General features: G+C 37.7%; 11 protein-coding genes. All 11 read right to left on the bottom strand.

What is annotated here, in order from left to right; translation table 11 throughout:
* Window positions 1–119 precede the first annotated feature (119 nt).
* The 11 genes from ACE1CC_RS11120 to ACE1CC_RS11070 all read right to left on the bottom strand — a co-directional run bounded on the left by ACE1CC_RS11120 (window position 120) and on the right by ACE1CC_RS11070 (window position 12,283).
* On the bottom strand, window positions 120–1,109 hold the full coding sequence (locus ACE1CC_RS11120; RefSeq protein WP_413270526.1) for a CobW family GTP-binding protein: 990 nt from the start codon (window positions 1,107–1,109) through the stop codon (window positions 120–122).
* Window positions 1,106–1,537, bottom strand: coding sequence for a SufE family protein (locus ACE1CC_RS11115; protein ID WP_413270525.1), 432 nt, complete (start codon window positions 1,535–1,537; stop codon window positions 1,106–1,108). The genes ACE1CC_RS11120 and ACE1CC_RS11115 overlap by 4 nt, the downstream gene beginning before the upstream one ends.
* Before the next feature lie 5 nt (window positions 1,538–1,542).
* A complete protein-coding gene (gene hemB, locus ACE1CC_RS11110; RefSeq protein ID WP_413270524.1) occupies window positions 1,543–2,547 on the bottom strand; it encodes a porphobilinogen synthase in 1,005 nt (334 codons plus the stop codon).
* Window positions 2,548–2,727: 180 nt separating this feature from the next.
* On the bottom strand, window positions 2,728–4,113 hold the full coding sequence (locus tag ACE1CC_RS11105) for a hypothetical protein (RefSeq protein WP_413270523.1): 1,386 nt from the start codon (window positions 4,111–4,113) through the stop codon (window positions 2,728–2,730).
* Window positions 4,114–4,158: 45 nt separating this feature from the next.
* Window positions 4,159–5,334, bottom strand: coding sequence for an AI-2E family transporter (locus tag ACE1CC_RS11100; protein ID WP_459563829.1), 1,176 nt, complete (start codon window positions 5,332–5,334; stop codon window positions 4,159–4,161).
* 87 nt (window positions 5,335–5,421) lie between these two features.
* Entirely contained in the window at window positions 5,422–5,622 is a 201-nt protein-coding gene (locus tag ACE1CC_RS11095; protein ID WP_413270521.1) for a hypothetical protein, read from the bottom strand.
* A gap of 82 nt (window positions 5,623–5,704) precedes the next feature.
* Complete coding sequence (locus ACE1CC_RS11090) at window positions 5,705–6,724, bottom strand: aldo/keto reductase (protein ID WP_413270520.1); 1,020 nt, start codon at window positions 6,722–6,724, stop codon at window positions 5,705–5,707.
* Between the two features lie 68 nt (window positions 6,725–6,792).
* Window positions 6,793–8,076, bottom strand: coding sequence for a tetratricopeptide repeat protein (locus ACE1CC_RS11085; protein ID WP_413270519.1), 1,284 nt, complete (start codon window positions 8,074–8,076; stop codon window positions 6,793–6,795).
* A gap of 128 nt (window positions 8,077–8,204) precedes the next feature.
* Window positions 8,205–10,043, bottom strand: a complete 1,839-nt coding sequence (locus ACE1CC_RS11080; protein ID WP_413270518.1) for a hypothetical protein — start codon at window positions 10,041–10,043, stop codon at window positions 8,205–8,207.
* A gap of 150 nt (window positions 10,044–10,193) precedes the next feature.
* Window positions 10,194–11,624, bottom strand: a complete 1,431-nt coding sequence (locus tag ACE1CC_RS11075; protein WP_413270517.1) for an SAM-dependent methyltransferase — start codon at window positions 11,622–11,624, stop codon at window positions 10,194–10,196.
* Entirely contained in the window at window positions 11,621–12,283 is a 663-nt protein-coding gene (locus ACE1CC_RS11070) for a type II restriction-modification system restriction endonuclease (protein WP_413270516.1), read from the bottom strand. Before ACE1CC_RS11070 ends, ACE1CC_RS11075 begins: the two co-directional genes overlap by 4 nt.
* Between the last annotated feature and the right edge of the window lie 217 nt (window positions 12,284–12,500).

The raw sequence follows: 12,500 nt of genomic DNA, 5'->3' as shown, positions 1-12,500 counted from the left end.
TATTACCGCAAAAAGAAACAGAAAAGCAAAAATCTCCCAAATTGCCCTCAAAATTTGGGTTCCAACCTCCTCCTTTTCTTCTCTCTGCGTCCTCTGCGTCTGGAGCGGTTTATATGGAATTATCGAGTTAAGCAGTTATTAAGTTGCTGATTAATTTCCAGCGCATTTAAAGAACGCCCAATAAATACTATTTGATTGCTAGGTTTTCCTTGCCATTCTTCATCTTTTAAGTCGTAACGTTTACCGCTAAGTTGAAAAATGTGCCTTCTGGTACTTTCTTTAAACCAAAGAATTCCTTTAGCCCGAAACACACCAACTGGCAATTTATCTTGTAAGAATACCTGAAATTTTTTCACGGCGAAAGGGCGATCGCTACGAAAAGAAAGCGAAACAAATCCGTCATTAGCGATATGATTGGCATTATTCGGAATATTGGCTAAATCGAGATTCTGGTAAAACTCAGTTGAGGAGAGTTTGACATCTAAAATTAAGGGTAGGGGAACTTGTCCGTATTGCGATCGTAAAATTCGCGCCCCACCTTTGATCGTATCAAAAAAGTTTTCTAATTCTGCGACTTTTTCTTCTGGGACTAAATCTATTTTATTCAAGATGATAATATCACCGTAAGCCACCTGATTAAGTGCGACCTGACTATCCATATCATCTGGTGTAAAATACTCGGAATCTACAACAGTTAAAACCGAGTCTAACGTGATAAACTCTCTTAATTCTGTGCCAATTAAGGTGAGAACGATCGGCAAAGGATCTGCTAAACCTGTAGTTTCAATTACCAGATAATCAATCCGGTCTTGTCGTTCTAAAATTTTATAAACTGCATCGACTAAACTAGTATTCATCGTACAACAAATGCAGCCATTACTCAATTCTACCATGTCTTCTTCTAAAGCAACAAGTACCTGGCTGTCAATATTAATGTCGCCAAATTCATTAACTAAAACTGCAACTTTCAAATTTTCCTGATTTTTGAGGATTTGATTCAGCAAGGTAGTTTTCCCGCTACCCAAAAAACCTGTAATTATGGTGACAGGCATTCCCCGCTTGGGAATTTCCGCCAGAAAATTTTGCTCTGGTCCTATTAATTGTTTCATAATTCAGAAGTGAGAGATTGATAGGAAAGCGCCTGTTTTTGCATGGTTTGAAAGATGTTGTAAAACCCATTGGCGCGAGAAGGAGTCAAACTAACATTCAAGCCCGTATCTTTAATAAATTCTGGGGAAAGTTCTAAAATTTCTGTGGGTGTTAGTCCGTTCAATCCGGTAATTAATAAACCTACCAAACCTTTAACTAACTGAGAATCAGCATCTCCTTGAAAATAAACTTTCCCGCCTTGCATCTCAGAGGTAATATAAACCTGAGAAACACAGCCAGGAACTTTGTTTTCAGGAAGTTTGGCTGCGGCGGAAAATTCTGGCAACTTTTTGGCATACCAGAGGAGTTGTTCGTAGCGCAATTTAGCATCGCTTTGACGGGCAAAACGTTGCACTATTTTGGCTAAGGAATCTGGTAATTGTGACATTTCTCCTAACCTAAAATCATGGCTACTTCTTTGGCAAAATAGGTTAAAATTAAGTCAGCCCCAGCACGTTTAATACTCAACAAAGTTTCTAACATTACTTGTTTTTCATCAATCCAACCTTGTTGGGCGGCGGCTTTAATCATGGCATATTCACCACTAACGTTATAAGCGGCGACTGGTAAATTTGTTTCGCTGCGAATTTGGTGAATAATATCCAGATAAGCTAAGGCAGGTTTTACCATGACAATATCTGCACCTTCGGCAATATCTAAGAAGGTTTCTTTTAATGCTTCTCTGGCGTTTCCTGCATCCATTTGATAGGTTTTTTTGTCACCAAATTTGGGTGCGGAATCTAAAGCATCTCGAAAGGGGCCATAATAAGCTGAGGCATATTTTGCGGAGTAAGCGAGAATGCCAACGTTAATATATCCTTCGGCATCTAAAGCTTTGCGAATTGCGCCAATTCTACCATCCATCATATCAGAAGGTGCTACCATATCTGCCCCTGATTCGGCTTGAGAAAGTGCCATTTTTACTAACACTTCGACGGTAGGATCGTTGAGAATTGTGCCGTTTTCATCTATTAATCCATCATGCCCGTGTGTGGTGAAAGGATCGAGGGCAACATCGGTAATTACTACTATTTGTGGTACTGCTTGTTTAATTGCTTGAACTGTTTGTTGTACTAGTCCTTCGGGGTTGTAACTTTCACTGCCTGTATCGTCTTTTTTGCTTTCGGAAATAACGGGAAAAAGGGCTATGGCGTTAATTCCTAATTGGGCAACTGCGGCGATTTCTTCTAATAGTAAATCTGGGGTGTAGCGATAGCATCCCGGCATTGATGTGATTTCTACTTTTTTTCCCTCTCCTTCCATGACAAAGAGGGGATAAATTAAGTCGTTGACGCTGAGATTCGTTTCTTTTACCATGCGTCGCAAGGCAGGGATACGCCGCAAGCGACGGGGGCGATGGGTTATGTTTGGTACGGAAGAGTCAGGGTTTGAGGTCATGGCGGCAGATTAATTATAGAATGATTCTCATTATATAATTAATCGTACCAAAGCTGGGAATGACAGGCTAGGAATGACAGGCTGGGAATGACAGGCAAGATGCCTGTCCTACGGGAAGGTTACGCCTAAATCTGTGTTTATCTGTGTTTATCTGTGGATATCTGTGGTAAAAAAATATTTCTATTCCAAAATTACATAATTTACTAAGTCGGTGATTTGGGGATCGGGGAAGCGATTTAAGATGCGCCAAAGTACTGTATAACTACCATCTGGATTGCGCGAAATTGGGCGAAAAGCAATTAATAAATCGCTGCTAGGTGTTGTTAGTAATAATTCCAGATTGCGGCGTTGTCTTTTGGTAATTTGTTCATTGTTTAATACTGCTTCTGGTAGTTGAAATTGCACTGTTCGCACTAAATAAGTGTGGTTTAAATTTGCTGGCGCTTGGGCAAAAAGTTTAATGCAACAAACATCGGCGATTTTTCCGGTGATGAAGAGGCGACGATCGATCTGCAACGCCTCCAATTTATCAGGTGGTTGATATTTCAGGAAAAATTCTCTCGTAGGTTCTGCAACATTTAATAACTTAGCATCGAGATTTTCAATTGGTACATTTCCTAAGTCTTCAATAAAGCCGTAATTTAATCCTTGCTGGACAATTTGAAATTGATTATTGTCAAGTTGGATTTCTAAACGGGGAACAAATACGCCGCTTTCTGCTAAAGGTGGATAAGGAAAACGTTCTAATCTACTTGCTAGTAACCGACTGCGTAATTCTTTCGCGTCTTGGCGATAAAATTCTGCTGGTAATATTCGGGCAATTCCTGTGTTTTCTAAGGCGAGAAATGGACTGTATAATTGATTAAGTGCTTCGGAAATATTGTAAGGATCTTCTGTTACTTGACTGGGAAAATTAAATCTAGTTGGAGGGGGAAAAAGTCCGGTTGCTTGGGAGAGTAATCTTCTGGTGGTTAACAGGGGGGTGGTTGCTTCGATCGAAATGGCGATCGCAGGTAAAACGGGAGGTAAATATCCCTCTATTGGTTGTTTAGCTTCTCTGCCAATTATAGGCGGTTCTGGTGAAGGTAAAGGTGTAATTTGTGGAGGCGAAATTGGTTGTACATCTCCTAATCTAACTATTCTCCCGTTAACGATCGGTTTGAGGTTTTCTAAGTTGTTGGTGGAAATGTAAAGGTAACAGTAAAGTTGTAATTGTTCGTTGGTTAAATTAGCTAATAGTGGCGGGTTGATAATGTTTCCAGAACTTACAGATCGGCAAAGATTGATTGGGGAAGCGTAGTAGCTTCTGAGGAAGCGATCGACTGCTGAGGTATGCAGGAAAAGTTGCGATCGCACTCCTCTGAGAAATTCTGGATCGGCGCTGGCGATCGCCTTTTCTAACCGAGAAACTAAGTAAATTTGTTCCTGTACTAGTTGTTGTGCTGGTTGCCAAAAATCAGCGTTTTGACTTGATTGATATGAAGGTATAAAGGGATTTTCTTGCGCCTTGGCAACCTGGGGAGAAAATAACAAAAGTAGTAATAGCAAAGATAAAGGCTTTTTCATGGTTTCCAGTTTTTATAATTACCGATCACCTTTTTACCACATCTTTTAATTTTGCCGATCTTGAATATTTTGCTTATCTTCTGTAGGGTGGGTAGTTTCTGCTGCTAATTCTTCTTGTGGCGATTCGGTTGGTATGACTACGACATTAGTTGTCTGAGCTTCTTTCTTTTTACTCCATTGATCGAGCACATCTTTAATTAAGACTTCCTTAATCCAAACTTGTCCTACAACTGTAATTGGCAAGGCTAAAACTAATCCCAGAAATCCAAAGAAGGTAGCAAAAACCACCTGAGACATTAAGGTAATTGCGGGTAAAAGTGCTACCTGTTGCGCCATTACGTAAGGAGTAATGAAGTTGCTTTCTAGTTGTTGAATAAATATGTAAAGAATCAATACAAAAAGTGATTTCCAAGGGTTATCTAATAAGGCAATACCCATTGGTAAAACTACGCTTAATGTAGGGCCAATATTGGGAATAAAGTTTAGTAATCCTGCTAAAACTCCTTGCGCTAATGCTAATCTCACACCAATAATTGAGAGTCCAATAAAACTTAATAAGGCAACCAAAGTCATACTAATGATTGCGCCAATTACCCATTTTCCTAGTGCTACTTCACACTCATTTAAAATTTCGTCTACTCGTCGTCGATAAAAAGAGGGAAATAGCCGCACAAATGTTTTGCGATAAGCTAAGGGTTGAGCTAACATCATAATTGTTAAAACTATGACCAATAAAAAGCTCAAAATCATCCCTAATGTATTAGAAACAAATACACCAGCACCACCAACTAATGATTGTACTAAAGGTTGTAATTGTTGGAATAATTGTTGGCTAGGTCGGAAAGCTTGTGTATTAGTAGTAGGTCGAGGGATAAATTGATTTATCCAAGGTGGTAAGTCATTAATTAGTTGTCTGAGTCTGGTATTCCAAATGTCGATCGCCTTCGGAAACAATTCAATAAGTTCTTGAGATTGGGCAATAAAAGGCGGTACAATTAAAAAGAAAAAGCCAATCGTAACGGCAAAAAATAAAACTAAGGAAACTATTACTGACCAAAATCTCGGCAGTTTTAATGTGTTGGTTAACCAACGGACTAATTGATTTAAGGAAGTAGCGAATACAATAGCCGCAAATACCAGCAAAAGCACTTGCCGGATTTCCCAAAGTACATATAAACAAATAATAAGAACTAATAAGCCGATTATTTGACCAAATTTCACTGTCATCACTCCCTAATATTTAGCTGATTTAGCTGTTAAATTGATCTAATAAATTGCGGTTCATTTTTAAAGTAAGGTTGGCTAAATTTACCGATTAACTGAGTTTTGCTGTTGTTGATATCGCCACCAGAGGGCGATCGCTAACAATATACTAGGCAAGAACACAACGAGCAGGGCAATTTCTGATGCTGCGGGAACATTGAAATAAGGGCAGACATATTTAATAATTGCTGACAAAATTGCGGAAAGGATAAATACTTTAAGAATAAATTCTGTTTTATTTTCCATTGTTTTATTCCCGTAAATTCCGGGGAATTTTTCCCATAAATATCTAAAATTCCCCGACTTTTTTGTAAATTTCAACAGGTAACTATCGTCGATATTCGTCACCACAATCACCAATATATTTGAATAAATCTTGGGATTGTTGTGTAACAGTATTGATTTGTTCGAGATCCTCTCGATCCAAGGTTAAATTGAACACTTTAGCGTGATCCGCAATGTGTTCGGCAATTCCTAATCTTGCGCCGACAATTACACCTCCAACTGCTGGTTTATCAAGTATATAACGAACCGCCACATTAGGAATACTAACTTGGTGTTTGCTGGCAATTCTTTGCAAAACTTCAAGCAATTCTTGGAATAAACTCCAACCTCCCCAAGCGTCAATCATATTTTTATATTTCCGCAAGGAAACTGTTTCTAAAGTCATCGGATTTGGTTCTGGTTGACCGAGATATTTTTCCGATAAAAAGCCACCACAAACAGTCCCGTAAGTAAAAAGTTTAACATTGTGTTGTTCGCAAAATTGAATCATTTTGACTTCGGGACGGCGATCGACTATCGAAAACTGCACTTGGTTGGAAACAATTTTGATCCCGTTATCTACAATTATTTGTAGATGTTCTGTGTCAAAATTGGTTAAAGCTAAATGCTTAATTTTTCCTTCTTCTTGCAATTCGACCATGTATTTTAGGGCATCTAAATAGTTAGAATCGCGATATTCCCACCAGTGAAATTGCATTAAATCCAGAGATTCTACTCCCATTCTGCGGCGAGAAATATCAATATTATCTTCCACTATTTTCCGGGTCATTTTCCCTGGTCTTGGCACCCATTTAGTGAAAGCTTGAATATTAGATAATGCAGCTTCTCCACTGTTAGCAACAAGGTGACGACGAAATTCGCCAATAAAGTCTTCTGCTGGCCCATAATGGTCGGCTAAGTCCCAAGTTGTAAAGCCTGCATCGACGTATTTAAACATACTTTCGATCGCTGCTTTGGGGTTAATTCTTCCATGTGCGCCAGACACTTGCCACATTCCGTTCAAGATGCGACAAATATTTAAATCTGACGTAAATTGCAATCGGCTTGATGCTGGTAAATTCATCTACTACTAAATCCCTTGGTTAAAAGCAGATGCAATAGATTTTAACATTATTGCTATATTATGCCGATCTAGCGATCGCGTTCCAAATCTCGAATTGCTTTTTCCCAATACCATTCTTCCGACATTCCCGGATATTTATAACGCGCCAGATTCACCAAACGTTCAGCAATATCTGGATATCCACCAACCATTGTAATTAGTTGCTTTTGTAACTCTGTTAAAGGTTTAGATTTTGCGTGCGAAAAGAAATCCGAATAATTTTTTCTTTGCTCACCTTGGGGACGAGATTGTACTTTTTTTATTTGCTCTAATACTTCTCGATATTTTTGCCAATCCCCACGATTAAAATAAATATTAGCAGCTTGTTGATAATCATCAATTGCCCCTGGTATATCTTGAAAATCTAAACGTGCAATTGCCCTTTGATAATAAGCTTCAGGCTCATCTAATTTTTCTTTGATCGCACGAGAATAATCTTCAATTGCTAAACGATGATTTGCCGATTTGTGATGAGCATTCCCCCGATAAATATAGGCATCAATATAATTAGGATCGATCTGTAATGCTTGGTTGCAATCATTAATTGCGCCGCCATAATCACCCATTTCCATGCGTACCATTGCCCGATAACAATAAGCTGGCAAAATTTGGGAATTTAGTTGTAATGCTTTATTTAAATCAGCAATTGCTTGTTGATTATAACCGAGTTTACTTAACACCATTCCGCGATAAGAATAGGCTTGAGCGTCATTATAATCAGCTTGAATTAACCAGTTTAAATCTTCCAAAGCTTGTGTTAATTCACCTCGTTGCACTTTTTGTAATACCCGATCGTAAAAACTAGCATGGGTAGCTAATGCAGTTTGGGCGCGATTTTGTTCTGCTTGAATTTCGGTAATACTATTAATGCAACGCTGACAATTTTGCTTATCTTTTTCTGCTAAATAAATGTTAGCAGCTTGCTTAAAACTGGCGATCGCTTCTGCTAAATTTCCCAAACGACGGTAAGCTGTTCCTTGTAAGCTATAAGCAGCAGCTAAATTGTTATTTAATTTCAAACTTTGTTCCGCATCAGCAAGCGCCCCAGCATTGTCTTTTAATGCTAACTTAGTCAATCCGCGACTTAAATAAATTTCCGTTCTTTCCGGTTGTAATTGCAAAGCTTGGTTGTAGTCAGCTATTGCGCCTGTGCGATCGCCTAATTCAAAGCGACACTTTCCCCGTTTATAATATGCCTCAACTAATTGGGGATTGATTCGCAAAACGCGATCGAATTCTCGCACTGCGCCTGCAAAATCTCCCGCTTGCGCCTTTTCCAATCCCCGATTGTAAAACTCTTGTTCTTGATCCATCTGACACAATCCATTTATCCAACTCTTGTTTATTACTTTAGCTCATAACAAAAATCCTGCGCCTCAAGGCTAAACTTACTAGCAGCAGGATTTTAATTTCAAATATCTTTTACTTTAATTAAAATTCATCAGCTAAGCAACTGATTCAAAGTAGTAGCGAAGTTTTCCACTTCAGGTTTACCAATTTCTCGCCAGCCATCATCACCCAAAATTACAGATATCTCGTGCTTGTTTGTTGGGTAAAATTTGGCGATCGTATTTGGCGATAACCATAGTTTCAATTTTCCCTCATCAGAAGGCTTTGCGGAAACTACAAACAAGCATTTTGAACAATTGCTGGGTACAGATAGCATTCGAGTTGTCGGCGGACTAACCATTAAATTAGTAGGCCAACAATCAAAAGTCAATTGGTGCTGGCGGGCAACTTTTAGTATTAATTGAAACTCTTCCCCAATCCCATTCTCCTCAGCCATCCGCAAAATTGATGCTAAACTCAATTTTCCACTGTTATAGTAAGTGGAAAATTGGCTGAATCTGGAAATAGCGAAATAGTCAGTTTTTTTTTCCACAGGTTCGGGGGGTTTACTTGGCGGAAACTGAGGAATTTTCGGGGTTAGTTTCTCAGTTTTTTCCTGTAATTCCTGCAATTGTTGTTGCATTTGAGCAAAACTCTCTAACAGTTGAGGAATCATTGCTACTTGTTCATTTGAACTAGTTAGCTGTTGTTTGAGAGATGCAATTTCTAATTTCAATTGTTGATTTTCTTGCTCTAAATAACTAGGATCGAATTCAGGTTTTACCGTTTCTAATTCCGTTATTTGAGGTGCTAAATTTTGTTGCAAAGACTCTACAATTTGTCTGATTTCTGTCATTTCTTGTGGCTCGTAACGTTCGTTAACCTGAGCAGACAACCCGGCAAAATAATCTTTTAATAGTTTGATATCTCTTTCTATGTAACCAGTATCAAAACCTGTGGTTGAATTTAATGTTGCTAGTCTTTCTTGTACTGTATCTGTAATTTGCCTTAACTCAGAAACTTGTTGTAACTCCCGCTCCCTAAACTCAGCTTTTAACTGAGTTAAATGCTCTTTTAATTGATTGATTTCTTGCTCCAATTCACTAGGATTAAAACTTGCAGGCGCGTCAGGTAATGTAGTTAAGCGTTCTTGAACTGTATTTGTTATTTGCCTTAACTCAGAAAGTTGCTGTGATTCTCGTTCCTTAAACTCAGAATTTAACTGCGCTAAGTTTTGTTTTAGCTGGTTAATTTCTTGTTCTAAGTAACTGGTATCAACACTAGCTGTTGTTGTCGGTAGTTCAGCTATTTTTCGTTGAAGCAAATTAGTAGTTTGTCTTAATTCTGTTATTTGGCGTAACTCTGTCCGCTCTTTGAACTCAGCACTTAATTTAGCAATATCTGCTTGCAATTTGGCAATTTGTTCCTTTTCGTCATTTTGGTAAATAACACCTTCTAATTCGATAACTGCTGCTTTCAATTCAACAAGTTGTATTTCTACATAAGTAGGATCAAATGTCGCCAAATTTTGGGTAATTTCTGGCTGTTCTTGGGTTTTTGAGGAAGTAAGGTTGCTCAAGGCTTCTTGCAGACTAACAAATTGTTTTTGCAGATCAGAAATTTCTGCTTTAGTAGGTTGAGAATCTACAGTTTTGCTAGCAAGCGATAAATCTTGAACTGAAGCTTGTAGCGATCGCATTTCCCCTGCAACTTCTTTATCTACCTGTTCGATCCGATTGTCGATTTCCGATACGATCGCCGTAATATCTTCTTCCAACTTTTGCTGAAATTTCCCTCTGTTGATCAAATTCAGCGACAGCGCTAAAGTCAGAGGAGCCGCCGCTACAATCATCTGTTGTGACCAAATTGCAGCCAGCGTCCCAGCCACACTAGCACCAACTGACACCTTCTCTGCAACCCTCAGACCGTTATTTTCGTTGCTAGCTTTCATGGAGTACACCTACAAATTGTAAATTTGTTTTGCCTGTTAAGTAAAATCTATCATATAATTTATCGCGTCAATAATTGATAACTTGTTCAGATTTCCTTTTCATCTGCGTAAAGTTTACCCAAGAAACTGAGTTTCTGTTGTACTAGCAGATTAGTCAGCTAATTTTGTGATATTTAAACAATTTAAGATACTCGATTTAATCGGGCGCTTTTCGTCCCAAAATATTAATGATGAATAAAACTTATTCGCTGCTGGAGAATTCAACAACTGAAATGTTTCGGATGCTACTTCCTGCTCATTAAAACTCAGGAAATAAACAGTATCATCAAACACAACTGGCTTTTCTTTTATCTTGCCTATTAATTTGAACTCTAACTTTTTATAAAGTCCAGAAATTGCAATTTTCCAAGGAGCAAAAGTATATGAACCAACTCCAAAAATAGAGAAAGGAGGATTATTAAGATAAATTTTGCTTTTTCTATTATTTAAGTAACTAGCGTGAGATTCCAGGTAACTCCAAGTTTTAGGAGCGATATTTTTTATTTTTTCAGTTGGTTCACCAACAAATTTTTGCGTAACCAAAACATATCTTTCTGTAATTTTTGTGCGATTTTGAGCTACATCAGAGCCTTTAAGTAAAGGAAAAAGGTAAGTCTCTTCAATATCGATTACTTCTCCTAATCCATTGATCAAAGAATCACCTATCCTGTGAAACTCCATAATATTTGAACAGTCATGCTTGATGCCAGAACGCCATTTGGTTTCAGCAGTTGAATCATACAATTGCTTTAATTGATCGAAAGAAATTACATCTTTTATAAGTAAATTATTTTTATAGCCTATTTGATGGCTCAAAGAACTGTCTAAACTATTAAATACATCACAAAAATATTTTTGATAGTTTGAGTGAAATTTACAAAATAACAGACAAGCTTCAACATTTGCATCAAAGTATTTCTTGGTATCTATTCTATAAGTTGCACAGTAGGAAATATTAAGTCTTTGCGAATGCAAATAGTTTAACAGCTTCCTTGAAACAGAAGTTTTACAAAGCATTGCCAGATAAGCTTCACGATTTTGTAACCAATGAACAACTTGAATTAACATCCATTCTGATATATCGAAATTACTTTTACCAGTGATTGCATCAAAACCAGTATGGTTGAGAAAGTTGTTCTTTTTAGGTAAATTTGCGCTTTCAATTGTTCCTTGTCGTGAATTAGTTACCCAAGGAAAGTTACCAAGCACTAGTATTTTACCATTTAAAGAACTTATTAATGATGACCAATCAAAAGTGAAAAAATCTCCTTGCTTTATCTCAACCCTTTCATTTTGGAAAATTGACTTTTTTTCCAATCCTTGTAAGTGATTCCAGTTTAATTCCATTCCAATAATTTTATTTGTTGAGCTAAATTTATCTATAGCTGCTTCGATAAAGTTACCTACTCCGCAAGTTGGCTCAACTATAAAATCAGGACTCACACCAAGTTCTATTAACTTTTGACATACCTTATTTGCTAACTCTAATGGTGTCTGAAAATCACCGTATTCTACTTTTGATTTGTGAATAGTACGAATCATGGGTTAGCTCTGTAAACTGTAATTACGCCTTCTTCCTGACTAGCACGCTCAATTACTCTGCTATACTGGAGTCTCCATTGTAAAGCATTGGAGATAGTTAAAAAACCTTGTAAAGGAGGATTTCCCAGTATTTCATCTGCAATATTAGTTGCTTCAATTTCATCAACTGGTAAATTGCGATCGAACATAAAAGCAATCAAATCATCTTTGTTGCCTTCATTTTCCAAAATATTACGAATTCCACGAGTCATTTGAAAATCAGCCGTTCTCTCAGAACTGACATAAATAGTATGCAAAATGTTTAAATTGGCGGTTTTGTTCAGACTGTTATCTGTTTTTTCATAAACGAATATCAACAGCGAATAGCCAAGACCGAAAATTTTTTGTCTTGCCGATCTAAAAGGGCATGATGATTGTGGTTGCTTAATGCTAGTTACTTTCACATCAACAAGTAAGCCAGGAAAATCTATGCCACTTGCTGAATTTCCCTCCACAAACTCGTAGCGCCCTTTGAGATAAAGCCTAAATTTTTGTTCTAAATATGTACCGACAGCTTTGCCGTCTGTAATACCGTAAAGTAAAGGTTCAAGATGTCTAGACTCAACGGCTGAAAATAATGCTGCTTCAGAACATAGAGTTTCTATAGTCAGGATTGGCATACTTGTAGCTAAAAATAGTGCCAAATAAATATCCTAACTTGAAATTATCCTTGTAGCATTTATTTTATATAAGAAATTAAAAAAGTGTTCAGCCATCAGCTATCAGCTATCAGCTTTTGACTGCTTATAGTGGGGGATTTAGACCCACCACTAAAGCTTGCCACTAATCGTTTACGATATAGTGGGGGACTTAAACCCATAATTATTAGCTGATAGC

It is taken from the genome of Floridaenema aerugineum BLCC-F46 (assembly GCF_041929345.1).
In the GTDB taxonomy this organism is placed as follows: domain Bacteria; phylum Cyanobacteriota; class Cyanobacteriia; order Cyanobacteriales; family Aerosakkonemataceae; genus Floridanema; species Floridanema aerugineum.
The sequence above is the reverse complement of the archived record's forward strand: the minus strand, read 5'-3'. Positions and strand labels throughout refer to the sequence as shown.